Origin of the sequence: Megasphaera intestinihominis (genome assembly GCF_040096415.1) — a bacterium.
GTDB lineage: Bacteria > Bacillota > Negativicutes > Veillonellales > Megasphaeraceae > Megasphaera > Megasphaera intestinihominis.
In genome coordinates this window covers 67,006-90,796 of record NZ_JBBMEU010000002.1, presented here as the reverse complement: position 1 = coordinate 90,796, position 23,791 = coordinate 67,006, and the positions used below count along the sequence as shown (strand labels likewise).

25 protein-coding genes and 1 pseudogene are annotated in these 23,791 nt (G+C 54.9%); 1 reads left to right on the top strand and 25 read right to left on the bottom strand.

Annotated elements, in window-relative coordinates; all coding sequences use genetic code 11:
* The 3 genes and pseudogenes from WMO23_RS00935 to WMO23_RS00925 form a co-directional block, all read right to left on the bottom strand.
* A pseudogene (locus WMO23_RS00935) lies at positions 1-81 on the bottom strand (IS200/IS605 family transposase); the annotation flags it as partial.
* Positions 82-233: 152 nt separating this feature from the next.
* A complete protein-coding gene (locus WMO23_RS00930; protein WP_292281352.1) occupies positions 234-557 on the bottom strand; it encodes a hypothetical protein in 324 nt (107 codons plus the stop codon).
* A 594-nt stretch (positions 558-1,151) separates the two neighbouring features.
* On the bottom strand, positions 1,152-1,601 hold the full coding sequence (locus WMO23_RS00925; protein WP_292281350.1) for a hypothetical protein: 450 nt from the start codon (positions 1,599-1,601) through the stop codon (positions 1,152-1,154).
* Positions 1,602-1,767: 166 nt separating this feature from the next.
* Here WMO23_RS00925 and WMO23_RS00920 point away from each other — a divergent pair, with 166 nt between their 5' ends.
* Positions 1,768-2,178: an ACT domain protein gene (locus tag WMO23_RS00920; protein WP_020311451.1), complete on the top strand. Its 411-nt coding sequence runs from the start codon at positions 1,768-1,770 to the stop codon at positions 2,176-2,178.
* Positions 2,179-2,370: 192 nt separating this feature from the next.
* Here the strand turns inward: WMO23_RS00920 and WMO23_RS00915 are convergent, their stop codons facing one another.
* The 22 genes from WMO23_RS00915 to der all read right to left on the bottom strand — a co-directional run bounded on the left by WMO23_RS00915 (position 2,371) and on the right by der (position 23,743).
* Entirely contained in the window at positions 2,371-3,405 is a 1,035-nt protein-coding gene (locus WMO23_RS00915) for a 3-deoxy-7-phosphoheptulonate synthase (RefSeq protein WP_301876894.1), read from the bottom strand.
* 74 nt (positions 3,406-3,479) lie between these two features.
* On the bottom strand, positions 3,480-4,754 hold the full coding sequence (locus WMO23_RS00910; RefSeq protein WP_292281348.1) for a sensor histidine kinase: 1,275 nt from the start codon (positions 4,752-4,754) through the stop codon (positions 3,480-3,482).
* Between the two features lie 3 nt (positions 4,755-4,757).
* Positions 4,758-5,447 carry a response regulator transcription factor gene (locus tag WMO23_RS00905; RefSeq protein ID WP_301876893.1) on the bottom strand — a complete coding sequence of 230 codons (690 nt, stop codon included), beginning with the start codon at positions 5,445-5,447 and terminating at the stop codon, positions 4,758-4,760.
* A gap of 12 nt (positions 5,448-5,459) precedes the next feature.
* Positions 5,460-6,074: a GTP pyrophosphokinase gene (locus WMO23_RS00900; RefSeq protein WP_020311456.1), complete on the bottom strand. Its 615-nt coding sequence runs from the start codon at positions 6,072-6,074 to the stop codon at positions 5,460-5,462.
* Between the two features lie 197 nt (positions 6,075-6,271).
* Positions 6,272-6,907 (bottom strand): redox-sensing transcriptional repressor Rex, encoded by a 636-nt coding sequence (locus tag WMO23_RS00895; protein ID WP_014015920.1) that lies wholly within the window; start codon positions 6,905-6,907, stop codon positions 6,272-6,274.
* 116 nt (positions 6,908-7,023) lie between these two features.
* The gene (locus tag WMO23_RS00890; RefSeq protein ID WP_020311457.1) at positions 7,024-8,274 is read right to left on the bottom strand and encodes an O-antigen ligase family protein; all 1,251 of its coding nucleotides are present in this window, start codon (positions 8,272-8,274) and stop codon (positions 7,024-7,026) included.
* A gap of 196 nt (positions 8,275-8,470) precedes the next feature.
* On the bottom strand, positions 8,471-9,775 hold the full coding sequence (locus tag WMO23_RS00885; RefSeq protein ID WP_349173041.1) for a bifunctional folylpolyglutamate synthase/dihydrofolate synthase: 1,305 nt from the start codon (positions 9,773-9,775) through the stop codon (positions 8,471-8,473).
* Positions 9,776-9,784: 9 nt separating this feature from the next.
* Positions 9,785-12,448, bottom strand: coding sequence for a valine--tRNA ligase (locus WMO23_RS00880; protein WP_349173039.1), 2,664 nt, complete (start codon positions 12,446-12,448; stop codon positions 9,785-9,787).
* Positions 12,449-12,765: 317 nt separating this feature from the next.
* Positions 12,766-13,593, bottom strand: coding sequence for an NAD(+) diphosphatase (gene nudC, locus WMO23_RS00875; protein ID WP_020311460.1), 828 nt, complete (start codon positions 13,591-13,593; stop codon positions 12,766-12,768).
* The gene (gene thrB / locus WMO23_RS00870; protein ID WP_020311461.1) at positions 13,590-14,507 is read right to left on the bottom strand and encodes a homoserine kinase; all 918 of its coding nucleotides are present in this window, start codon (positions 14,505-14,507) and stop codon (positions 13,590-13,592) included. Before thrB ends, nudC begins: the two co-directional genes overlap by 4 nt.
* A gap of 3 nt (positions 14,508-14,510) precedes the next feature.
* Positions 14,511-15,800: a homoserine dehydrogenase gene (locus WMO23_RS00865; RefSeq protein WP_020311462.1), complete on the bottom strand. Its 1,290-nt coding sequence runs from the start codon at positions 15,798-15,800 to the stop codon at positions 14,511-14,513.
* 23 nt (positions 15,801-15,823) lie between these two features.
* The gene (locus WMO23_RS00860) at positions 15,824-16,273 is read right to left on the bottom strand and encodes an ACT domain-containing protein (protein WP_014015913.1); all 450 of its coding nucleotides are present in this window, start codon (positions 16,271-16,273) and stop codon (positions 15,824-15,826) included.
* Complete coding sequence (locus WMO23_RS00855) at positions 16,270-17,202, bottom strand: NAD-dependent epimerase/dehydratase family protein (protein WP_349173035.1); 933 nt, start codon at positions 17,200-17,202, stop codon at positions 16,270-16,272. Before WMO23_RS00855 ends, WMO23_RS00860 begins: the two co-directional genes overlap by 4 nt.
* 17 nt (positions 17,203-17,219) lie before the next feature.
* Positions 17,220-18,068 carry a ChbG/HpnK family deacetylase gene (locus WMO23_RS00850; protein WP_020311464.1) on the bottom strand — a complete coding sequence of 283 codons (849 nt, stop codon included), beginning with the start codon at positions 18,066-18,068 and terminating at the stop codon, positions 17,220-17,222.
* A gap of 96 nt (positions 18,069-18,164) precedes the next feature.
* Complete coding sequence (larC2, locus tag WMO23_RS00845) at positions 18,165-18,611, bottom strand: nickel pincer cofactor biosynthesis protein LarC2 (protein WP_239639701.1); 447 nt, start codon at positions 18,609-18,611, stop codon at positions 18,165-18,167.
* A gap of 5 nt (positions 18,612-18,616) precedes the next feature.
* Positions 18,617-19,294 (bottom strand): nickel pincer cofactor biosynthesis protein LarB, encoded by a 678-nt coding sequence (gene larB / locus WMO23_RS00840; RefSeq protein ID WP_020311466.1) that lies wholly within the window; start codon positions 19,292-19,294, stop codon positions 18,617-18,619.
* Positions 19,295-19,296: 2 nt separating this feature from the next.
* Positions 19,297-20,106 carry a TrmH family RNA methyltransferase gene (locus WMO23_RS00835; RefSeq protein ID WP_292260113.1) on the bottom strand — a complete coding sequence of 270 codons (810 nt, stop codon included), beginning with the start codon at positions 20,104-20,106 and terminating at the stop codon, positions 19,297-19,299.
* An 88-nt stretch (positions 20,107-20,194) separates the two neighbouring features.
* Positions 20,195-20,671 carry an ATP synthase subunit B family protein gene (locus tag WMO23_RS00830; RefSeq protein WP_020311469.1) on the bottom strand — a complete coding sequence of 159 codons (477 nt, stop codon included), beginning with the start codon at positions 20,669-20,671 and terminating at the stop codon, positions 20,195-20,197.
* Between the two features lie 13 nt (positions 20,672-20,684).
* Complete coding sequence (gene coaD, locus WMO23_RS00825; RefSeq protein WP_020311470.1) at positions 20,685-21,176, bottom strand: pantetheine-phosphate adenylyltransferase; 492 nt, start codon at positions 21,174-21,176, stop codon at positions 20,685-20,687.
* Positions 21,177-21,179: 3 nt separating this feature from the next.
* Positions 21,180-21,737, bottom strand: a complete 558-nt coding sequence (rsmD, locus tag WMO23_RS00820; RefSeq protein WP_020311471.1) for a 16S rRNA (guanine(966)-N(2))-methyltransferase RsmD — start codon at positions 21,735-21,737, stop codon at positions 21,180-21,182.
* A 54-nt stretch (positions 21,738-21,791) separates the two neighbouring features.
* Entirely contained in the window at positions 21,792-22,415 is a 624-nt protein-coding gene (gene plsY / locus WMO23_RS00815; protein WP_020311472.1) for a glycerol-3-phosphate 1-O-acyltransferase PlsY, read from the bottom strand.
* Positions 22,412-23,743 (bottom strand): ribosome biogenesis GTPase Der, encoded by a 1,332-nt coding sequence (gene der / locus WMO23_RS00810; RefSeq protein ID WP_020311473.1) that lies wholly within the window; start codon positions 23,741-23,743, stop codon positions 22,412-22,414. Before der ends, plsY begins: the two co-directional genes overlap by 4 nt.
* Positions 23,744-23,791: the final 48 nt, after the last annotated feature.

The following is a 23,791-nucleotide window of genomic DNA, read 5'->3' as shown; positions in this document are numbered from 1 at the left end:
TACTTTGCGGCGGTACTTCACCACCAAAACAAGATGGTAATAGAGCAAGAACACTGAATGGTTGTTACTGTCTAATTTCATAGTATAATCAGTCCTTTCTCTCTTACTACTGATTATACTGCAAAACAAATTATGAAGCAATTGTCTTTCTGAGGGCATCGAACCCTCAGAAAAACCTGCAATTCATCTCACCGCCTAAAGAGGCGGGAGTACGTTCACTTCTAAATTCTGTCTTATTCTAAGCCATATTTTTTGAAAAGTGTTTCACGGAACTCTTTACTGGAAGCTGCTTTTTTCGCTTCATCATACCGTTTTTCCTCCAATAACAGACCCATCAATTTTTCCCATCGGTTATCTGACGATTTCCGTTCTTCTGCACGACCTTTTTCAATTCCTTCTGCACGTCCCTTAGCTTCCCCTTCTTCAAAGGCATCGCGATGGTCCGAGTTATAGTCTAGGATGGCGAGTTCGCGGTTGATGTAAGCCAGGCGTTCGGCGTCATCCTGAAGAAAGGTCCGGGCGGCATCTATGGCTTTATGGATGGCTTCATCGCTCATGATCAGTTCCCTCCTTCTAATCCACATGCATGAACAAGACAAGCCCTATCATGCTGACGGGTCGCCCACGGACGACCCCTACGATGGTATGAGCTGGTTAGCGAAATACGCCAGCCAGCGCTCCATTTTCGTCATGTCACGGATTCGCTTCTTCGGCGATTTCGTATATTTCGGAATCTCCAGGAAATGAAGGCCTCAGGCCGCGGCGTAGAGCCGTTCGTCGTAGGTCGTTCGTCGAATTTAGGGTCTGACGGCCCGCAGTTCGCAGGCCGCGGTTCACTTCGGATTCAAATGCCGCTGCGCGACGATAAATTCAAATTAACGACATTGCCTCAAGGAACCCTCAGCTCGTGAAAAAATAGTGGTTCGTGGCTCGTGGCTCGTAAAAACCTACCATCATACAAGAATAGGTATGCCAAATCTCACAACGGGCTGCCCAGCCACAGCTGTCCGTTTTGGCAGCCGTCTTGCGCCTCCCGACGGTCAGCACCTGACGGGCCAAAAAGGCTTGGGACAGCCCCTACGCACAAGGCCGTTGGCCGTGTATTTTTTTTGCGGTCTGCCGTCTGCGAACTGCGGCCTGCGAAATTCCCATCACTCCCAGTCATCATATTGGTTATCGTCATACTGGCTGTCGTCGTACTGGTTATCGTCATACTGGCTGTCGTCATCGGGGTTATCCCAATTCCCGTCGTAATCGCGTTCGACCCGTTCTTGTTCTTTGTTCCGTTCGTGGAGTTCGTGCAGGATAAGGCCTGTGCCGACGGCTGACAGGAAGGCCGCATCGTCGGCATCGAGTCGATGTTTCGTCTTTACGGGTTCCTGGGCCGACTGGATTTTTTCTTTTTCAGCTACCGCTGTCTTTTCCCGTTCTTTTTGTTCGGCCTGTTTCTGGCCGCTCCGCCGCAGACCACAGATGATGACAAAGGTCGTCAGGGTCGCCGCGATGACGGCTTTCAAGGGTTCCGTGACGCCGAGCCACATATAGAGTTTGGCAGTGCCTGTGAGCAGTAAAAATAAGAAGATGACCAATCGAGCTGGCATAGCCCTCACCTCGTATCGTAAAAAACATAGTTCCTATGCTTTTATTATATCATGACTTGCCCATTCTGAAACGTTTAACAAATCCCATCCCCATTACAAGCCTGTCTTTTTATGGTAAAATGGGGACAACGTCACAATATTTTATCATCAAGGGGGATTTCGATTTATGCTCAATCAAGTTTCTGTATTCACTGAAAACACGAAGGGCGCCTTGCGCAAGATGACGTCGGTCTTAGCCGATGCCAATATCAATATCTACACCATGCTGGCCAATGACAGCGCAGAATTCGGCATCATCCGCCTCATCGTCACCAATCCGGAACTGGCTGTCTCGAAATTGCAGGAAGCCGGCTACCAATGTCATATGGACAAAGTCGTCGCCGTCGAAATGGGCGATACGCCGGGCTGTCTGGACAAAATCCTCGACAGCCTCCGCCAGGCCAATATTTCCATTGACTACTTGTATATTTCTTATAACCGCCAGGCCGGCACACCGGTCGCCATCTTCAAGACCCGCGAAATGGAAACGGAAACGTTCCTGCGCGGTAAAGGATATGTATTGTTGGATACTTTTTAAAAAAAATCGCTGTCGCACGTACGACAGCGATTTTTTTTTAGTGGTTAGGGGCTAGTGGTTAGGGGCTAGGGGTTGGTTTTTAATTTAAGGCCCTCTTCTACAAACTACAAACTCCGTACTACAAACTATAGAGAAGCTCCTACAGTGCGGCTATAAGACCGCAAAAACGAACCACTAGCCACGAGCCACTAATTACAGCAATTCTGCCATATCGTAGATGAGGCGTTCGGATTTTTCCCAGCCCAGGCAGGGGTCGGTGATGGATTTGCCATAGGTGCCTTCGCTGATTTTCTGATTGCCGTCTTCGATGTAGCTTTCGATCATCAAGCCCTTGACCAGCTGTTTGATGTCGGCCGAGTGCTTGCGGCTGTGGATGACGTCTTTGGCGATGCGTATCTGTTCGAGGTATTTCTTGCCCGAATTGGCATGGTTGGCGTCGACGATGACGGCCGGATAGGACAGGTCCCGCTTGCCATAGGCTTCGTACAGGCGCTGGAGGTTTTCATAATGGTAGTTAGGCATGCTGTTGCCGAAGCTGTCGACATAGCCGCGCAGGATGGCGTGGGCCAGCGGATTCCCTTTGGTGCGGACTTCCCAGCCGCGGAAGAGGAAATCCTGCGTATGCTGGGCCGCTTCGATGGAGTTGAGCATGACCGAAATGTCACCGGACGTCGGGTTCTTCATGCCCACAGGGATGCCGACGCCACTGGCAATCATGCGGTGGAACTGGTCTTCGACGGACCGGGCGCCGACGGCGGCATAGGACAAGAGGTCCGACAAGTAACGGAAGATTTCCGGATAGAGGACTTCTTCAGCGCAGGTAAAGCCCGTTTCGCGGACGACGCGGGCATTCATTTCACGGATGGCGATGATGCCGCCCAGCATGTCTTCCTTGCCTTCCGGGTCCGGCTGATGAAGCATGCCCTTATAGCCGACGCCGATGGTACGGGGTTTGCTGGTGTAGACGCGCGGGATGATAAAGATTTTATCTTTGACCTGTTCCTGGACCTTGACCAGGCGATGGATATAGTCGAGGACAGCCGGTTCATTGTCGGCCGAACAGGGACCGATGATGAGCAGGAAGCGGTCGTCTTGGCCGGTCAGGATGTTTTTGATTTCTTCATCCCGTTTCGCCTTGATGGCCTTGACCTTGTCGTCGATGGGAAATTGTTCCATCAGTTCCTGTGGTTCCGGTAATTTTCGGATATATTCCATTTGCATTTCCATAATATCTTCCCCCTGAGTAAAAGTGATGTTGGTCACATTATAGCACAGGTTGCGGCCTTTCCCTATAGGGAAAATCAGCCCAGCCGGACAGTAAACGTTATTCGTTGGGCCTTATAGGATACATTAATCTTACCGCCCATGAGTTTCGTCAATTCTTCGGCCATGGACAAGCCGATGCCATAGCCGGCCTTCTGGCTGTTATGGGACGTATCGCCGCGGTAGAAGCGTTCAAAGAAGCGGGAATAATCCACATTAGCCCCGTCGGCATAGGTGTTGGTCACGGCGACAATCGCCCCCTTCCCCAGACGGGGACGGCGCAGGGAGACGTCGATGGTCCCCTTGTCATCGCAATACTTGACAGCGTTGTCGACGAGGATGTTGACCAGTTCATAGAGGCACTTACTGTCGCCTTTGACGTGGATGCCGTCGGCAATATCCGTATGCAAGGTCTTTTCGGCGTCAATGGCCAGCTGCTGGAAGGAGTCGGCTACGGCATGGACCGTTTCCGACAAGTTCACATCGGTAATGACCAGGTCGACCTGAGAGCGTTCGCCCATCTTGGACAGCATGATGAGGTTCTGGATGAGGTTGGACAGGCGGCGGACCTGCTTGAGGATGCTGTCCGTCCACTGGCTCTGGCCATTGAGCATCTCGATGGCTTCGGCATTGGCGGAGATGATGGCAATCGGCGTCTTGAGTTCGTGCCCGGCATTGGTGATGAAGCGCTTCTGGTTCTCCATGTTGCGGACGAAAGGCCGGATAGCGACGTTGCACATGGCCGCCAGGATGATGACGTATAAGATGACACAGCCCAGGCCAAACCAGAGAGAATAGCGCATGAACGAAGTGACAGCAGCGACGTCGCGCGTGCAGTCCAGGATGACGATGAGGAAGCTGCCGTCGTCGTTGGGCTGAATCATATAGGCATAACTGGCCCGGTTCTTTTTGAAAAAGCCCTGTTTCGTTCCGTTTTCCCGCGCCTCAGCGACAGTCGTCCGGGCATATTCGATGGCTTCTTTTTCAGAAAACGAAGCGATGTGCTGGATGTCGATTTTTTCTGCATAGCCGCTGGCATTGACGAGGACGCTGAAAAAGCGTATCTGGTAGGCAAATTCCGGCGTTTCTTCCGTCCATGACGGGTCGCTGAAGAAACTGCCATCGTCGCCGCCGATTTTCTGGGGCACAGCGCCGTTGTTATGGATGATATAGGTCAGGACCGACATGACCTGCTGATTCATCCGCATATAGGCGATGGTATTGATGAGGCCCAGGGCGCCGCCGAGGACGACGAGGACGCCGATTGTCGCCATGATGATGAATTTACGGCGCAGGCGCTTGATCATATTCATGGTCTAACCCTCCGCAGACGCTTCTTTCACGGTCAAGGCATAGTCCTGCCCTCTTTGGCCGACGATTTCAATGTCGGCCTGGACGGCTTCGAGCTTTTCCCGTAAATACGAGACGTAAAGGAAGACGATGCCTTCATCGACGTCTTCTTCTTCATCGCCCCAGACGTTATCGAGGATCTGGGCCGTCGACAGGGTTTTGCCGGCGTTGGCCATGAAGAATTTCATGAGCTTCGTTTCCTTATTGGCCAGGCGGATAGAATTGCGGCAGGCCAGTTCCTGTTCTTCCACGTCGAGTTCGACATTGCCGACAGTGAGTTTCGACGGCGCATAGGACGTCGACCGCCGCGTCAGGGAGCGCAGGCGGGCCAGGAGTTCGCCCATGGCGAAGGGCTTGGTCAAGTAGTCGTCGGCACCGGCGTCGAGGCCGGTAATGCGGTCGTCGATTTCGGCTTTGGCCGTCAGCATGATGACCGGCGTCATATTCCCTTTGTCGCGGATTTCCTTCAAGGCCTGGACGCCGTCCTTCTTCGGCATCATGATGTCGAAGATCATACAGTCATAGGACTGGGACAGGGCTTTTTCGACGGCAGCCTGGCCGTCATAGACGGCATCGACATCGTATCCCGAATGGGTCAGGATGGCAGACAGAGCTGCGGACATTTCTTTTTCATCTTCAGCTAATAGAAGGCGCATAGCGTTTCCCCCTTATTCTTGTGCATGGATCAAATTGCGGATAGTCTGCATGGACACGTCGCACGAAGCCAGTTCATCGGCACAGCGCTTGAGTTCCCGGACGATGAGTTCCGGGTTCTTGATGTCGTGCTTGTATTTCATCTGATGTTCCAGGCTGGCCCAGGAATCCATGGCAATCGTGCGCAGCTGGACTTCGGCATAGAAATGACCCGGATTGGCGCCGGTCACATCTTCATAAGGCTCTTCCAGTTCCAAAATGACGTGGTAACTGCGGTAGCCGTTCGGTTTGACGTGGCGGATATAATCTTTCTCTTCGACGACGCGGACGCCATCGAGGCTTTTCAGGAAGTCGATAGCCCGATAGATGTCGTCGAGGAAACAACAGACGATACGGATGCCGATGGCATCGCGGATATCGTGGAGAGCCGAATAGGCCGTCTGAGGCAGGCCCTTGCGGTCACATTTTTCCCGCATACTCCCTTCGGACTTGATGCGGTAAATCAGGTGTTCATAAGCCGCTTCCCCGGTCTTGGCCTTTATATCGTCACTATAGGCGCGGATACGGCCGATAATATCTTCCAGAGCAGCCTGCAAAGCCGGTCCATAGGAACCATAGATAGAATCCATAGTAGTATCACCTCATTCTACAAATTATCGGGAATGTACGAATATTATAGCACACAAAAGGCGCTGTCGCATGAAGACAGCGCCTTTTTGCTGTAGGGGCTCGCACGTGGCGACCCCTACACCCCAAAAACTATCTGTACTACAAACTATAAAGATAATGTAAGGGCGCCCGCCATGCCAATAGCGGACGGCCATCATCAATCCTTCTTATTCGTCAAATAGTACGAAATGCGGCTCAAGCCGATGGACAGGTCTTCGCGGAAGACGAAGATGCCGTCCGGTACGGTCAGGCGCAGCGGTGCAAAGGACAAGATGCCCCGGATGCCGGCGGCGACCATCTGGTCGGCGACCTGCTGAGCTACAGCTGCCGGTGTCGTGATGATACCGATCTGGATGCCTTCGCGCTGAATGACTTCGCCCATTTCAGAAATCGGCGTGACTTCGACGCCGCCGACGTTCTGACCGATGATGCGGTGATCGACGTCGAACAAGCCTGTCGTGCGGAAGCCCAAGCGTCCGAAAGTCTTGTAGTTCGCCAAGGCCCAGCCGAGATGGCCGATGCCGGCGATACCGATTTTCCAATGCTGCTGCAGGCCGATGATTTCCACGATCTGCTGGCATAATTCACTGACGTAATAGCCTACGCCCTTTTTTCCAAAAGCCCCAAAGCAGGTCAGGTCTTTGCGGATTTGTTCCGGCGTAATCCCCAACCGTTCCCCTAACTTTTCGGATGAGATGATATCGATTCCCGCGTCTTGCAATAATAGCAAGTCCCTGTAGTACAGCGGCAATCGTTCGATGACAGCATCCGATATTGCCTTTTTCTGTCTCATGGATAATACCCTCCAACTATGTCCCAAGCTATTCCCTATAGCTATAAGTCATCTTATCTAGTGATAATAGTCACAGACTTATTATATATCATTGTGAATTATTTCGCAAACTATTTTTATCGTTTTTTTTCACATTCTTCGCCATACATGTTAGCAAAAAGGGCACTCATCAGCCAAAAAGTAAGTGAAATCTGGGTACTAAATAAATCGTAGTCGCTCATGCCGCTGATTCCCAGGGACAAGACGGCAGCGGCCAGGGTCATGGCCAGGGATCGGCTGAAGGTGTGGGCCGCATGGCTGCGTACATAGCGGATGGCATACCAGGCATTGCCGAAAAAGAACCATAAGCCGAAGCCCAGGCCGGCCATGCCCGTTTCTGCCAGGATGTTGAGGTACATATTATGGGCGTGGAAGATGACGATACCTGCTTCCTGGATCAATTCATTATAGACGGGATAGACGTGTTTGAAGGCGCCCCAGCCAATGCCCAGGACGGGATGGTCGACAAACATGGCAATGGCTGCCTCCCACATGTCCATGCGCATGGAAACGGACGTGTCCGCTTCGCTGTGGCTGAAAATGGACATCAGGCGGTCGGCGACGCCGCCGTGGTAGAAAGCCAGGATCAGCGGGCCTGCCAGAAAGAGGAGCCACACCCGTTTATCCCAAAAGAGGCCGAAAAAGAAGATCAAAGCGCAGACGCTGAGCCATGCGCCACGGGAATAGGTCAGGATCAGGCAGAGGGTCAGGATGGCAAAAAAGGCCAGGTACATGACGTGATGCCAGCGATGGCGGGTACAGATCATCATCGACGCCGCAGCGCTCATGATAATCAGCAGGAAGGCCGACAATAAGTTAGGGTTGTACAGCGTCGAGTACATGCGGCGCCGCAGCATGGGAAAGGCTGAGTTGTCGACCCATTCGGCCTCGTGGAGGGTCAGCATGTGGGCATACTGGTACAGGCCGTACAGGGCGACGACGAAGGCACTGAGGAGGAGCGTCGAAAAGAGCAGGCGCCGTTCCCAGGAATGGCGGACGAACAGGAGGATGCCAAAGTAGAGCACGAGGTACTGCAAAACCGTGAAGGCATAGAAAGCCGTCCCTAAGAGAAAGTGCGGCGAGCCGACGAGAGACAGAAAGGCCACCAGGGCAAAGCCGACAGCCGGCAAGGACAACGGCGACTGGCGCAGGGGCAGTTTGGGATATTTTTTACAGTAATAGAGCCCCAGGCCCAGGGCGATGATGAAAAAGCCTTCCATAATGAACAAGTTCACCGGCATAAAAAAGACAGTACCAGCCATAGCATAGACGACGCGCAGCCGTGCCCGCTCGGCTGGCGTACTGCCGGTCCGTATCATCCACTTCATAATGTTCGCTCCTTACATTCCGTGTAAAATATATGTATCATTTTACCATAAAAAGGCGCAGAGGCGCAACGAAAAGGCGCTGTCCTGTAAGACAGCGCCTTTTCAATGGCTAGTGGCTCACCGCTAGCTGCTATAAAGAGGAATCAAGCGGGCCGCCCTTTGGGACGGCCCCTACAAGCTGCTAGCCGCTCAGCCCTTACTCAATATGGTATCTCTTCCGGAAGTATTTCCGGACTTCTCCCTGGATGTACAGAGAGCCGACGATGCAGAGGACCTGGTCCGGTTTGACGGCAGCCAGGGCTTTGTCCAGGCCTTCGGCGATGGTGCCGGCCCAATCGGCTTTGCACGGCAGGATGGCCGCCATGGCCTTGGGGTCGGCTGAGCGCGGCGTCGGTGCCGGTGCGCAGACGACGTAATCGTCGTCGTGGAAGAGTTCCCGTACCATCTGACTGTAATCTTTGTCGGCCAGGACGGAGAAGAGGAAGACCCGCTTCCGCGAGGCGAAGACGTCTTCGTAAGTCTTGCAGAAGGTGTCGATGCCAGCCGGGTTGTGGGCGCCGTCGAGGACGACGTCGATGTCACCGGCTTTGAAGACCTGGAAGCGGCCTGGCCACTGGACATGGCGGATGCCGTTTTCCAGGACCGTCCGGGTCAGTTTCTTTTCATGGCGGGCCAAGATGAGCAGTGTCATGACGGCAGCGGCGCAATTCGTCCGCTGGTGTTTGCCCAGCAGGGGCAGGACCGTCGTAATGGCAAAGCCGTATTTTTCCCGGACCGTCACCATCTGACCGGCTTCCGGGTCTTCCGGTCCGGCGTTGCCGACGACGTCGAAGCTGTGGTCCAGAGCATAGAGGCGGCTGTGCTTTTCATAGGCCTTGCGGGCGATGACCTGCAAAGCCGGCCCATCGGCGGTCGTGACGACAGGTACGCCTTCCTTGATGATGCCCGCTTTCTGTTCGGCAATGGCTTCGATCGTATTACCACAGTATTTCATGTGGTCCATGGCGACGTTAGTGATGACCGAGACGACGGGGACGATGACGTTCGTCGAATCGAGGAGGCCGCCCAAGCCCACTTCGATGACGGCGTAATCGACGCCGATATAGTCGAAGTACCAGAAAGCAGCAGCCGTAATCATTTCAAATTCCGTCGGCCCTTCCCCGCCGGCAGCGACCATGGCCGTCACGGCGTCTTTGACGACGGATACGGCTTTGGCAAAGTCGTCGCGGGAAATGTCATGGTTGTCGATATGGATCCGTTCCGTATAGTCTTCCAGATGAGGCGACGTGTAGCGGCCCGTCCGGAAGCCCGCTTCAGTCAGGACCGAGGCGATCATAGCCGTCACCGAGCCCTTGCCGTTGGTCCCGGTGACGTGGATGGTCTTATAGTTGTTCTGGGGATTGTCCAGCCGTTCCAGTAAGGCCTGGATACGGCCGAGCCCCAGCTGGATGCCAAAGACATTGGCTGATTCCAGATAGTCGATTGCTTGTTCGTAGGTCATAGCTGCCTCTTAGAGTTTAGCCAGGTCTTCCATGCTCTTGGTCAAAGCAGCCATCTTTTCCTGGTAGTCGGCGAGCTTGCCCTTTTCTTTTTCGACGACCGCTGCCGGTGCTTTCGAGAGGAAGCCCTGGTTGGACAGCTTCTTGTCGAGGCGGGCGATTTCCTTCTGGAGTTTTTCCTGTTCCTTCTGGACGCGGGCCGTTTCTTTTTCGACGTCGATGAGGTCTTTGAGCTGTAAGTAGACTTCAATGCCCGGGACAACGGCGACGACGGCATTTTCCGGTTTGGCATCGCCCGCACCGAGGAGGGTTACTTTATCGGCAAAGGCCAGGGTATGGAAGTAATCTTCGTAAGTCTTCAAGGTCTGAGCCATGTCTTCCGTAGCCGGAGCCAGGATGACCGGCGCCTTCTTGCCCATGGGGACGTTCGATTCGGCGCGGAGGTTACGGATACCCTTGATGGCTTCCATCATGGTATTCATCGTAGCGGCATCGGCCGGGAAGTTCCATTTATCCTGCGTCTTCGGCCAGGGAGCGACGATGATGCTTTCGCCTTCGTGAGGCAGGTGCTGCCAGAGGTGTTCCGTAACGAAGGGCATGAAGGGATGGAGCATTTCCAGGGTGTGCGTCAGGACATAGACCAGGACGTACTGAACCGTGTGCTTGTCCCGTTCGCTTTCGGCCTGGTAAAGGCGTTTCTTGGCCAGTTCGATGTACCAGTCGCAGTAGGAGTTCCAGATGAAGTTGTAAACGGCATCGGCAGCGTCGCCGAGTTCAAATTTATCCAGATCTTCCGTGACTTTGGCGACTGTTTCATTGAAGGATGTGAGGATCCAGCGGTCGGCCAGGGTCAGGTCTTTATCTTCAGGGATGAAGGTTTCGTCGAAATCACCGAGGTTCATGATGACGAATTTAGAAGCGTTCCAGATCTTATTGGCAAAGTTACGGTTCGCTTCGACGCGTTCCATGTAGAAGCGCATGTCGTTGCCCGGCGTATTGCCCGTGACCAGGGTGAAACGCAGGGCATCGGCGCCGTACTGTTCGCAGACGCCGAGGGGATCGATGCCGTTGCCCAGGGATTTACTCATCTTGCGGCCCTGGCTGTCGCGGACCAGGCCGTGGATGAAGACGTTCTTGAAGGGGATTTCCTTCATGAATTCGCAGGTCATGAACATCATGCGGGCGACCCAGAAGAAAATGATGTCATAGCCCGTGACCAGGACGCTGGTCGGGAAGAACTGCTGGATATCCGGCGTCTTATCGGGCCAGCCCATAGTCGAGAACGGCCAGAGAGCCGAACTGAACCATGTATCGAGGACGTCCGGGTCGCGATGGATATGTTTGCTGTGGCAGTGCTGACATTCTGTGATGTCTTCCCGGCTGACGGAAGACTTGCCGCAGTCATCGCAGTACCAGACAGGGATCTGATGGCCCCACCAGAGCTGACGGCTGATGCACCAGTCGTGGACGTCTTCCAGCCAGTGATTATAGGTCTTGACGAAACGGTCGGGGATGAACTTCGTCTTGCCGTCTTCGACGGCCTTGAGGGCGGCTTCAGTCAAGGGTTTCATCTTGACGAACCACTGCTTGGTGACGAACGGTTCGACTGTCGTCTTGCAGCGCGAGCAATGGCCGACGGCATGGGTCAGTTCTTCGATGTGGTCCAGGAGGCCCAATTCTTTCAAGTCGGCGACGACGGCTTTCCGGCAGTCTTCCCGGGTCATGCCGTTGTATTTGGCACCGGCTTTTTCATTCATCGTGCCGTCGAGGTTCATGATCATGATGGATTCCAGGTTGTGGCGCTGGCCCATTTCAAAGTCGTTCGGGTCGTGAGCCGGCGTAATCTTGACGGCGCCCGTACCGAAGCCGATATCGACGTAATCGTCGGCGATGACTTCGACTTCGCGGTCGATGAGAGGAACGACGACTTTCTTGCCGATGTATTTCTTCATGCGGTCGTCAGCCGGGTTGACGGCGACAGCCGTATCGCCCATGATCGTTTCCGGACGGGTCGTAGCGATCATGATGTAGTCATCTTCGCCGACGACAGGGTATTTGATGTACCAGAGATGGCCCTGGACGTCGGAATGGTCGACTTCGATATCCGACAGGGCCGTATGGCAGTGCGGGCACCAGTTGGTGATGCGCTGGCCCTGGTAGATGAGGCCTTTTTCATAGAGCGTTACGAAGACTTCGCGGACGGCGCGGGCGCAGGTATCGTCCATGGTGAAGCGCTTGCGGCTCCAGTCGCAGGAAGATCCGAGGCGGCGGACCTGTTTTTCGATGCGGCTGCCGTACTGTTCCTTCCAGGCCCAGACGCGTTTCAGGAATTCTTCACGGCCGATGTCGTAGCGGGACTTGCCTTCTTCTTTGGCCAGCTGCTGTTCGACTTTGACCTGGGTTGCAATGCCAGCGTGGTCCGTGCCGGGGATCCAGGCGACGTTATAGCCTTCCATGCGTTTGAAGCGGACGAGGATATCCTGCAGGGTATTGTCCAGGGCGTGGCCCATGTGGAGCTGACCCGTGACGTTCGGCGGCGGCATGACGATGCTGAACGGTTCTTTGCTCGGATCCGGGTCCTGATGGAAGTAGCCATTCTTTTCCCAAAAATCATACCAGGACATTTCAATGTCGTTCGGTGCATAAGCGCCTAACTGTTCCTTATTCCATTTCATCTATATTCCCTCCAAAACAAAAAAGAGCATTCCCTCGCCTAAGGGTATTCCTTAGGACGAAAGAATGCTGTATCTTCCGCGGTACCACCTAATTTGCCGCTTGCGCGACCGCTTCATGGCACAGGTAACGTCTGCTGCACGGGCAGGCCTTTCCTCCTGCCAGCTCCCGGGTGACGCGCCCTACCCTCTTTGGATGCCCTCGCACCGGACTCGGCATCTCGCTGACAAAAAGAAATAAGGCTTCTTCCGCTCATCGCTTTTATGTGATAAATATTGTAGCAAGTTTACTTGGGCCTGTCAAGGTACTCCGCATAAAATCAATAGACGCCCTGCTTGAAGAGGGTCATCATTTCCATGGTCAGGCTGGCCTTTTCCGTATCTTCCGGAATGTCCTTGCGGTCGATCCAGCCGGCCGTGGCCAATTCGCCGTGGTCGACTTTCAGCGTATCGTCGCCGTCGAGGTCGCAGAAGAAGCCAAAGAGCAGCGTATCCGTGAAGCACCAGGGCTGGCTCTTATAGAACTGCAGATTCTTGACACGGATGCCCACTTCTTCCATGACTTCCCGGTGGACCGTTTCTTCGATGGTCTCACCGACTTCGGCAAAACCGGCCAGCAAGGCGATATTCTTGTATTCCCGTCCGGCATACTTCGAGACCAGCAGTTTGTCGCCATGGCGGACGGCGACGATGACGGCCGGACAGATGCGCGGATAAATCATGGTGTGGCAGTGGTCGCAGTGTACCATGCGTTCGTTCTCGCTGTGTACCATGGGGCGGCCGCAATGGCCACAATAGATGTGGTTGCTGTACCAGTTGTGCAGGGACAGGCCGGCGATGCCGGCAAAGGCCAGGTAACGCGGCCGGGCAGCGCGCATGAAATTGATGGACACATAGGTAAAGCCGTCCCGTTCCGGCAGGGCTTCCTTCGCCAGGTAGAACTGGGCCCGGTCTTCGGCAAAGAGCCAGCGGAACTGGTCTTCTCCGATGTCGGCATAGTCGGCATGGCGGGGATAGACGAATTCTTTATCGCCCGTCAGCCGGACCAGGACCTTGCGGCCCTGATAAGACAGCAGAATACCATCCCGCGCCAGAGGCACAGGGTGGTATTCGACATGGTACGTGTGATTGCCAATGTCTTGTATCATTCGACGAGTTTCGCTCCTTCATTGCTGCATTTCAGGATATGGCCCGTAGCGGCGATGCCGTGGTCGTTGAAGCAGTTGATCATGGTGTCCATGATCTGCACTTCCTGATCCGTCGCAAAGGCGATGAGCGTCGAACCGGAACCGCTGATGGTAGCGCCCAGGGCACCGGCTTCGACGGCCTTCTTGAGGACCAGTTCGCCGCTGGGGATGAGGCGCAGGCGGTAGGGCACGTGCAGTTTATCCTGCAGGCCATAGGCGATGCGGTCGTACTGCTTGGTGAACAGCGAAGAAACGAGGAAGCTGACGCGGCTGACGTTGAAGACGGCGCTCTGGTAGTCAATGGTCTTGGGTAGGGCCTTGCGGGCTTCTTCCGTCGAAACTTCGACTTCCGGGCTGACCGTAATGAAAGACAGGTCATCGTCGATGGGGATGGAATTGGTCAGGGTCTTGCCATCGACCATGATAGAAACGGACAGGCCGCCGTAAATGGCAGGAGCCACGTTGTCAGGATGGCCTTCCAGGACGGTCGCCATGGTCAGCATATCTTCGCGGGTCATCTTATTGCCCGTCAAGGCATTGCCGATGAGGATGCCGCCGACGAGGGCTGCCGAACTGCTTCCCAGGCCGCGGGCCGGCGGAATAGCATTGACCAGCCGCAGTGTGCCGCCCTTGGGCAGGGACTGGCGGTTCTTGATGGCCACGGCCTTCATGGCCTGTCCGACCATATTCTCATCGAAATTACGGGGCAGGGAATTGGCTCCCAAACCTTCGATTTCGACAGTGATCGTGTCTTTATCCGGTTCTTCCGTAAAATAAATGTCATTGTACAAAGTCAGCGCAATCCCGACGGCATCAAAGCCGGAGCCGACGTTAGCCGACGTGGCCGGAATCTGTGCGTGCAGCGTTTTTGTCATTTCTTACACCTCGATTACACGAATGGCATTCGCAATCTTGCGAACGCACGACAAGTCTTCGATTTTCTGGAGCGAAGCCTGGACCAGGCCTGCTGGCGATTTGTCGATGAGGATGACGATTTCAGCGATTTCTGCCGTTTCATCCTTCTGGATGAGGGAGCGGATACTGATATTGTTTTCTGCCAGTACCTTGGAAACAGCCGCCAGGACGCCCGGCGCATTGTTGACGATCATGCGGATGTAGTACGGCGAGGAAATGTCGGCCTGCGGTTTGAGCTTGGCTTCGTGCCATACGTAATCCCGTTTGCCCGTCATCTTCAGGTTGCGGTGGAGGATGACGTTCATGACGTCGCTGACAACGGCACTGGCTGTCGGCAAGGAGCCGGCGCCCTGGCCGTAGAACATGACGTCGCCGACGCAGTTGCCGCGGACGCAGACGGCATTGTAAGCGCCGTCGACATTGGCCAGCGGGTGGCCTTTGCGGATGAAGGCCGGATGGACGTTGAGGGAAATGCCGTCTTCATCCTGGCGTGCAATGGCCAGGAGCTTGATGACATAGCCCATTTCCGTGGCGTGTTCAATATCTTCTTTGCTAATGTTTTCAATGCCTTCGACATGGACGTCGTTGAAGGTCACAGCCGAGTGGAAGCCCAGCGTTGCCAGGATGGCGATCTTGCGGGCCGCATCGTAACCGCTGACGTCGTTCGTCGGGTCCGCTTCGGCATAGCCCTTTTCCTGGGCTTCCTTGAGGACGTCTTCATACGACGAGCCATAGGCGGTCATGTTGGACAAGATGAAGTTCGTCGTGCCGTTCATGATGCCGATGATTTCTTCGATGCGGTTGCTGTTGAGCGACGAATACATCGGGCGCACGATGGGGATGCCGCCGGCGACACTGGCTTCGAACTGGAAGTCCACGTTGTGCTGCTGCGATAATTTCAATAGCGGAATGCCGTAATCGGCGATGAGGTCCTTATTGGCACTGATGACGCTCTTGCCGCGCAGGAAGCACTGTTCGATGCAGTCCTTGGCAAAATCGGCGCTGCCCATGACTTCGACGACAATGTCGATTTCATCGTCGTTGATGATATCGTTGAAATCCGTCGTGAGCTGGATGGAATCAGGTAAGTCTTCCATCTTTTCGTACTTATTCAAATCGCGGATGAGGACCCGCTTGATGTTGATTTTCGTATTGAGCTGTTCTTCAATGAGCGGACCGTTCATGGCCAGTAAGTCGACAACCCCTTTTCCGACCGTACCGCAGCCTAACAAGGCAATGGAAACATTTTTCATGAGCCTACTCCCCCTTTTTTATCTTACGCTTGTCCGATGATATCGACTTTGCTGACACCGGACAGCTTTTCCAACGTTTTAATCAGTTCATCGACAGGAACGGTCATATCCTTGGTTTCGATGGACAAGCTGACATCTGCCATTCCCTGCAAGGGAATCCCCTGGTTGATGGTCAGGATACTGCCGTTATTGGCAGCGACCGTGTTGAGCACTTGCGATAATTCCCCAGGCCGGTCGAAGATCATGACCGACAAGGTGACGATTTTCCCCTGAGTCACATCGTAAAACGGGAAGACATAGTCCTTATACTTATAGTACGCACTGCGGCTCAAGTCCATCATGCGGACGGCTTCGTTGATGGTGCGCGTCTGATGATGCTTGAGAATTTCCTTGACCTTGATGGTCTTCTTGATGGCTTCGGGCAGAATGTCTTCGCGGACCAGGTAAAATTTATGGTTGCTGTCTTCTTTCACTCGGCTTCCTCCCTTTCGAGAAAATATTGATACGTCGCCATGAGGCCCGGCATGAGTTTCATCTTCGGCCGCCAGCGGAGCGTTTCGATGGCCTTGCCATTGGCCAGGGACGACCGGAAAATATCGCCCTTGCGGGCTTCTCCATAAGAAACGGCCACACCGGCATGAGAGAAATACAAGAGAATCTCTTTCAGGGCGTTGATGGTCGTCTCGATCTGGGTGCTGATGTTATAAATCCCTGACGGCACGCCGCTGTCCATAGCGGCGATATTGGCGCGGGCCACATCCTTGACGTAGACGAAGTCGCGGGACTGTTCACCGTCGCCGAAAATCGTCAGGTCCTGACCGCAGGCCAATGCTCTGGCAAAGAGGCCGACGACACCGCCTTCGCCGCCATTGCCCTGGCGTTCGCCATATACATTGGCATAGCGCAGGATGGCATAGGGCAGGCCGAACAGGCTGCCATAGAACTGGATATACTTTTCTGCAGCCACTTTGGTCAAGCCGTAGAACGACGCCGGTGCCAGTGGTTCCGATTCGCTCAGGGGCACTTTAGGATTATCGCCATAGACGGCGGCCGACGACGAATAGATGAATTTCTGTACACCCTGACGGCGGCACTGTTCCAGGACATTAATCAGGCCGATGACGTTGAGTTCGGCATCTTCCCTGGGATGGGCCAGGGAGTAGGATACCTGGGTCTGGGCCGCTTCATGAAAGACGACGTCGAAATGGCCTTCTTCAAAGAGGGCCTGCAGGGCTGCTTCGTCGCGGATATCGCCCTCGACGAAACGGGCCTCTGTCGGAATCTGGTCCCGGCAGCCTGTACTCAGATTATCAAAGACGGTCACGTCATGGCCGTCTTCCAGCAAGGCGTCGACGAGGTGGGAACCGATGAAGCCGGCCCCGCCGGTAACTAAAATATGCAAAGTAAGACCTCCAATCCTTACGGCAGGTCACCGTAAGTAATGAGTTCAATCTGTTTGGCTTCCAGCTGCTGGCGGATAGCCGGTGACAGCAGGGCCTGGAATTCATCCTGCCAGTGATAGCCCCAGGCAAAGGACTGGCTGAGGACAGCCGTACTGCGGCCTGGATGCATCATGATTTCATGGGTCCCAAAAGGCAGTCTGTCGATGAGATAGTGCAGATTGCTTTCCGTCATGTGCCCGCCGTCGACCATGCCCCAGAAAAAGTCCGTCGTCGTAAAGTGCAGGCGCCGGACCGAGGCCATGGCTTTCTTCGACAAGTAGGTCAGGCCGTCGCGGCCGGCAATGCGCACGGGATTGGCCGACAATACCTTATAGGAATAGGCTTCCCTGGGGATGCGCAGGCGGTGGATACCGTACTTCATCATCAGCGACTGGACGATGGACCAGACCTGCGGCAGGACGTGCAGGTGCTGGTGGCTGTCCAGGTGGTCGATGGGAAGGCCCGTAGCCATGATTTTTTCCATCTGGGCGTCGAGTTCCCGGTAGACCTGACCGTAATCGAGTTTTCCCTGACAGGCCCGCTTGATGACTTCCGTATAGCTTTCCGGCAGCAGGCCGTCGGGCTGGACCAGGGTCGGCACTTCCCTGGCCGACAGGACCGTCGGCAGAGAACCGACCAGGCTGAGATGGATGCCGATGCCCAGGCCGGGACATTTCCGGGCCAGGTCGACGGCCTCGTCAAAGGCCGGGCCGTTGGCCAGCAGAGACGTGCTGGTCAGGACACCTTGGTCGCAGGCTTCGATGACGGCCTGATTGACTTCTGTATGGATGCCGAAATCATCGGCATTGATGATGACTCTGTTCATCTTTCAAACTCCCCGTCCTTTCAGGACGTACTACATAATGAGCTTAATGACTATTATACATGGACAATCGTATTTTGACAATATCCTCTGCCCATTCTATTCCGCAAATTGCCGATATGCCGCTTCCTTCACTTTGCGCTGCCAATCCTTCAGGGGCGTCCCTGTCTCAGCGGCGGCAGCCCGGCAATCATCGTATTCTGCCGATATGTTGACGACCTTGCCGTCATAGCGGCAGACCTTGCAGTGCAGGTCGCGGCCATCGACGCGGACCGTCGTGATGAGCCGGTCGCAGGCCAGGCGGGTCACTGGGAAGAAGCGGACGCCAATGGACGTCGTCTCCCTGACAATGACGCCGATGAGGGTGTCGATGAGTTCCTGACGGCACAAGACGCAGAGCATAGAGGCCATGCGGCCTTTCTTCATCATCATCGGCATGGCCCAGACATCGTTGGCGCCCTGAGCCAGGATGAGGGAAAAGACGTATTCCATGTTCTGCGGGTTCATGTCATCGATATTGGCTTCCAGCTGCCATAATGTTTCCATTTCCATCACCTCAAGCGATTCATCGTATCGGCCAGGCGGCCAGCGCCGAAGCCGTTGTCGATATTGACGACGGATACGCCGGCAGCACAGCTGTTGAGCATCGCCAGGAGGGCCGACAGGCCGTGGAAATTGGCACCATATCCGATACTGGTCGGCACAGCGATGACCGGTTTGTCGACGAGGCCGCCGACGACGCTGGCCAGAGCCCCTTCCATGCCGGCGACGACGATATTTACGTTGGCCCGGCGGATATCATCGACGCGGGCCAGGAGGCGGTGGATGCCGGCGACGCCGACGTCGTAGATGCGTTCAACGCGGTTGCCCATGATTTCCGCCGTCAAGGCCGCTTCTTCGGCAATGGGGATATCGCTCGTCCCGGCGGTAATGACCGAAATGAGGCGGTCGCCATTGACGACGGTTTTATCCTTATGCTGATAGACCATACGGGCCAATTCGTCATACTGGGCAGCCGGATGGCGTCCGGCCAGGGCGTCGTAGACGGCCTTATCGGCCCGCGTGCCGATGACGTTGTCGTACTTCTCCATAAGGATGTCCAGGATCCGTACCGACTGATTGACAGTCTTGCCGGCACAGTAGACGACTTCCGGGAAGCCGCAGCGCTGCTGACGCTGCAAGTCCAGTTTGGCAAAGCCCAAATCGAGGGTTTCCTTATTTTCTTCCATAGTTACTCCTTAAAACCATTTTTTTCCCATGCCTTATATAAGACGATGCCGACCGACATGGACAGGTTCAGCGATTCCGTATCGGGACGCATGGGGATGGTCAGTACGTCATCGCAGCAGTCCAGGAAAGGACCAGGCAGGCCGTTGCCTTCGTTGCCGAAGGCCAGGATGACAGGCTGGCTGTAGTCGGCGTCGACATACGAGACGGTCCCTTCCGGAGCCGTCCCATAGACCTGGCGGTCCTCGTCGGCACAGAACTGGTCCAGCTGTTCATCGGTCACGTCCTGGACGACGGGGACCTTGAAGATAGCCCCCATGGCACTGCGGATGGTCTTGTCATTATAGACGTCGACACTGCCTTCGCTGAGCAGGACGGCGCCGGCATTGGCCGCAGCCGCCGTGCGCAGGATGGTCCCCAGATTGCCCGGGTCCTGGATGGAGCGCAGATAGAGGACGGCCTTTTCCGGCGCAATGGCCGGCAGGCTGTCGAAAGTATAGGCAAAGAAAGGCAGCATGGCCGCCAATCCCTGGGGCGTCCTGGTGTCTTTCAGCTTGTCATAGACGCTGTCGGTGACGGCATAAAAAGTCCATCCCAATTCGAGGCCTCTGGCATAGAGGGCTTCAAAGCCATCCAGGGCCCGCCCCTTTTCCGAGACGAAGCAGATGGCATCGGGAATAGCCATGGCCGCTGCGTCGGCAATGACCCGCAGGCCTTCGACGAAGACGCGCTGATGGGCCTGGCGGCCTTTCTTCTGCTTCAGGGAGCAGGCCATCTTGACCCACTGGTTGTCGCGGGACGTAATTTCGTTCATAGTACCTCCTATCTACCCGCCATGCGGATAAAAAAAGGGACCTCGCATGATAACTTTCATGCGACAGTCCCTCTCGTATAAGCCATGATTACTGCTGATCCGGCTTGTCGTCCTGATGTCCGTTATTCTTGAGCAGGCTTTCGCGGTTCTGCTGGATGCTGGACAAGGTCTTTTCCAATGTCGATTCAACGTATTTGAGGACATCGCCGGCATAGGTAATGGAGCTGTTCTTCAGCTGTTCCGACGAATCGTTGGCATTCTGGATGATCTGGTTGGCATGTTCCTGAGCCTGCCGTACCAGTTCGCTTTCTTCTGTCAATTTGGCAATATAATCCTTGGCCTGGGCGACCATGCTTTCGGCATGATGCTGGGCATCGGAAATGATCTTATCTTTTTCGGACAAGACTTTCTTGGCCTGTTCCAATTCGGCCGGCATGGATTCTTTCAAATCGTCGATGATCTGAAGGATTTCTTCTTCTTCGACCATCTTCTTATTGGTAAAAGGCATCTTCGAGGCGTTCATTACCAAACTTTCCAAATCTTCTAACAGTTTATCCGAATTCATGTATTCTCCACTCCTAAGCATTGTACTTGTCTGCAAACTTCTCTTTCAGTTTCTGTTCGACATAATCGGGAACCATATCGTCGAGCTTGCCGCCGAAGCAGGCCAGTTCGCGGATACCTGTCGAGCTGATATACGAATACTGGGTACTGGTCATGATGAAGACCGTTTCGATACGCGGTTCCACCTTCTTCATGAGCAGGGCCCGCTGGAATTCGTATTCAAAATCGCTCAGGGCGCGCAGGCCGCGGATGATGATAGTCGCACCGTGTTCGATGGCATATTCGTTGAGCAGGCCATGGAAGCTGACGACTTCGATGTTGGGAATGTGTTTTGTCGTTTCCCGCAACATCTCTTCCCGTTCTGCCATCGAGAACAAGGGCTTCTTTGACGGGTTCTCAAAGACAGCGACGATGAGCTTGTCGACAAGCTGGCTCCCCCGTTCAAAAATGTCAATGTGTCCGTTGGTGACAGGATCAAAACTGCCGGGACAAATACCGATTCGCACTTTCTAGACTCCTTCCTGACGACGGCGGATAAAGGCAATCCGCGTGTCTTTCCCATAGGATTTTTCTCTGATGACCTCATACAATGGGCTCTCCGTTATACCTTCGTTCCGGCTGTATTCCATCAGAATCAATCCTCCCGGAGCCAGCAAATCGTATTCACCTATCAAAGCGATTGTATCGTTCACCAAATTTTTGTTATACGGCGGGTCCGCAAAGATATAATCAAATTTGCGTCCCTGCAGCCGTGCCAGGGCTTTGGCCGAGTTAAGGCGCAGCACTTCGACGCAGTCTGCAAAGCCGCAAAGGGCTGCATTCTGGCGGATGAGCTGCTGCGTGTAATGGTCGATGAAGACAGCCGATGCCGCACCGCGGCTCAGCGCTTCCAGACCGAGGGCACCCGTACCGGCAAAGATATCGAGGACAGCGGCACCGCGCAGGCCGCCGCTGTTTTCGAGGATGTTGAAGAGACTTTCCCGCGTACGGTCCAGCGTCGGCCGGGTCAGCATCCCCTTCGGGGACTTCAGGACCCGTCCTCTGGCACTGCCGGATATGATTCTCATAGGATCACCTGCTCGTACATAGTTAATTATACACGTTTTTTATTACATATCAATCTATTTTTTCTTAATTCGTTCGACCTTCAGTTCCTTGCCGTGCATGAGGCGGATAATGTTGTCTTTATGGCGCACGACGACCAGCAGGGCTGCCAGCAGGCCGAAAATCGTCAGCGGCAGAGGTTCGTTGAAAAAGAACATGGTAACGGGCACCAGGATGGCCGCTACGATGGAACCGAGGGAGACGATGCGCGTCAGGGCGACGATGACGGCCCAGACGCAGAAGACGATGAGCGTTTCCCACGGGGCCAGGAACAGGATGATGCCCAGGCCCGTGGCGACGCCTTTGCCGCCTTTGAACTTGAGGAAAATCGAGCACGAATGGCCGACGATGGCCAGCAGGCCGCCGGCGATCATGAAGTAGATCTGCGTGTCCGTACTGCCCAGGCCCGACTGGCTGGCGACCTGGCCGAGGTAGACGCCGAGCATCCCCTTGGCGACATCGCAGATGAGGACCAGCAGGCCGCCGACGGCGCCGAGGACGCGGTAGGCGTTGGTCGCCCCCGTGTTATGGCTGCCGTAGTCCCTGATATCCGTATGATACAAGGCCTTGCCGATGACCAGACCGCTTGGGAAGGACCCGGCGATATAGGCCAGTACCAGGCAGAGGATTCCGAGCATCATAAGCTTTCACCGTCCTTCTTCCCGCGCAGGATGAGCCGGATCGGCGTCCCTTCAAAGCCGAAGGTTTCGCGCAGGCGGTTTTCCAGAAAGCGCAGGTACGAGAAATGCATGAGCTGCGGTTCGTTGACAAAGAGGATGAACGTCGGCGGCTGGACCGAAGCCTGGGTCATGTAGTAAATCTTGAGCAGCTTGCCGCCCTTGGCCGGCGGCGGATTGGTCAGCTGGGCATCTTCGATGAGTTCGTTGAGGACGCTCGTCGACACGCGCATGTGCTGCTGTTCCGACACGAACTTGACCATGTCGGCCAGGCGGTTGATGCGCTGCTTGGTCAGGGCCGAAGCGAAGAGGATGGGCGCATACTGGAGGAAAGCCAGTTCGCGGCGGATGTCTTCTTCAAATTTGTGGCTCGTCTTGCTGTCCTTTTCGACGAGGTCCCACTTGTTGACGACGATGATGCAGCCCTTGCCGGCTTCATGGACGTAACCGGCGATCTTCGTATCCTGTTCGGTCACGCCTTCTGTGGCATCGATGACCAGGACGGCGATATCCGAACGGTCGACGGCGCGCAGGGCCCGGACGACGCTATAGCGTTCGACAGGCATGTCGATCTTGGCCTTGCGGCGCATACCGGCCGTATCGATGAGGACGAAATCCGTCCCTTCATAGGACCAGTGGGTATCGATGGAATCGCGCGTCGTCCCCGGCACGTTGCTGACGATGACCCGTTCCTGCCCCAGGAGGGCATTGGTCAGGGATGACTTGCCGACATTCGGCCGGCCGACGAGGGCGATGTGGATGGCTTCGTCGTCATCGTCCATGGCCGGGACTTTCTTGATGTACTTCAGGACTTCGTCGAGGAGGTCGCCGAGGTTCATCAGGTTGACAGCCGAGACGCCGATGGGGTCGCCCAGGCCGAGGCTGTAAAATTCGTAGATATTCATTTCTTGTTCGACGCTGTCGATCTTGTTGACGACCAGGATGACCGGCTTGCCGCATGAGCGGAGGAGGTGGGCGATTTCTTCATCCTGAGGCTGGACGCCGACTTTGCCGTCGACGACATAGAGGATGACGTCGGCTTCGCGGATGGCCAGTTCAGCCTGATAACGCATACTGGTAAAGATATGGTTATCTGAATCGACGAATTCGATGCCGCCCGTATCGATCATGGTGAATTCCTGGCCGAGCCATTCGGCGTCGAAATAAATGCGGTCGCGCGTCACGCCGGGAATGTCTTCGACGATGGAAATGCGCTTCTTGACAATGGCATTGAAGAGCGTCGATTTGCCGACGTTCGGACGCCCGACGACAGCGACTAAGGGTTTGTACATGGCAGAATCCTTTCTATAGACGAAAAAAGGATAACCGGTAGAGCCCGG

Coding starts and splice junctions, on each gene's coding strand:
- WMO23_RS00930 (WP_292281352.1), bottom strand. CDS start 557: ATGAGCGATGAAGCCATCCATAAAGCCATAGATGCCGCCCGGACCTTT.
- WMO23_RS00925 (WP_292281350.1), bottom strand. CDS start 1,601: ATGCCAGCTCGATTGGTCATCTTCTTATTTTTACTGCTCACAGGCACT.
- WMO23_RS00920 (WP_020311451.1), top strand. CDS start 1,768: ATGCTCAATCAAGTTTCTGTATTCACTGAAAACACGAAGGGCGCCTTG.
- WMO23_RS00915 (WP_301876894.1), bottom strand. CDS start 3,405: ATGGAAATGCAAATGGAATATATCCGAAAATTACCGGAACCACAGGAA.
- WMO23_RS00910 (WP_292281348.1), bottom strand. CDS start 4,754: ATGAATATGATCAAGCGCCTGCGCCGTAAATTCATCATCATGGCGACA.
- WMO23_RS00905 (WP_301876893.1), bottom strand. CDS start 5,447: ATGCGCCTTCTATTAGCTGAAGATGAAAAAGAAATGTCCGCAGCTCTG.
- WMO23_RS00900 (WP_020311456.1), bottom strand. CDS start 6,074: ATGGATTCTATCTATGGTTCCTATGGACCGGCTTTGCAGGCTGCTCTG.
- WMO23_RS00895 (WP_014015920.1), bottom strand. CDS start 6,907: ATGAGACAGAAAAAGGCAATATCGGATGCTGTCATCGAACGATTGCCG.
- WMO23_RS00890 (WP_020311457.1), bottom strand. CDS start 8,274: ATGAAGTGGATGATACGGACCGGCAGTACGCCAGCCGAGCGGGCACGG.
- WMO23_RS00885 (WP_349173041.1), bottom strand. CDS start 9,775: ATGACCTACGAACAAGCAATCGACTATCTGGAATCAGCCAATGTCTTT.
- WMO23_RS00880 (WP_349173039.1), bottom strand. CDS start 12,448: ATGAAATGGAATAAGGAACAGTTAGGCGCTTATGCACCGAACGACATT.
- nudC (WP_020311460.1), bottom strand. CDS start 13,593: ATGATACAAGACATTGGCAATCACACGTACCATGTCGAATACCACCCT.
- thrB (WP_020311461.1), bottom strand. CDS start 14,507: ATGACAAAAACGCTGCACGCACAGATTCCGGCCACGTCGGCTAACGTC.
- WMO23_RS00865 (WP_020311462.1), bottom strand. CDS start 15,800: ATGAAAAATGTTTCCATTGCCTTGTTAGGCTGCGGTACGGTCGGAAAA.
- WMO23_RS00850 (WP_020311464.1), bottom strand. CDS start 18,068: ATGAACAGAGTCATCATCAATGCCGATGATTTCGGCATCCATACAGAA.
- larC2 (WP_239639701.1), bottom strand. CDS start 18,611: ATGGAAACATTATGGCAGCTGGAAGCCAATATCGATGACATGAACCCG.
- larB (WP_020311466.1), bottom strand. CDS start 19,294: ATGGAAGAAAATAAGGAAACCCTCGATTTGGGCTTTGCCAAACTGGAC.
- WMO23_RS00835 (WP_292260113.1), bottom strand. CDS start 20,106: ATGAACGAAATTACGTCCCGCGACAACCAGTGGGTCAAGATGGCCTGC.
- WMO23_RS00830 (WP_020311469.1), bottom strand. CDS start 20,671: ATGAATTCGGATAAACTGTTAGAAGATTTGGAAAGTTTGGTAATGAAC.
- rsmD (WP_020311471.1), bottom strand. CDS start 21,737: ATGAGAATCATATCCGGCAGTGCCAGAGGACGGGTCCTGAAGTCCCCG.
- plsY (WP_020311472.1), bottom strand. CDS start 22,415: ATGATGCTCGGAATCCTCTGCCTGGTACTGGCCTATATCGCCGGGTCC.
- der (WP_020311473.1), bottom strand. CDS start 23,743: ATGTACAAACCCTTAGTCGCTGTCGTCGGGCGTCCGAACGTCGGCAAA.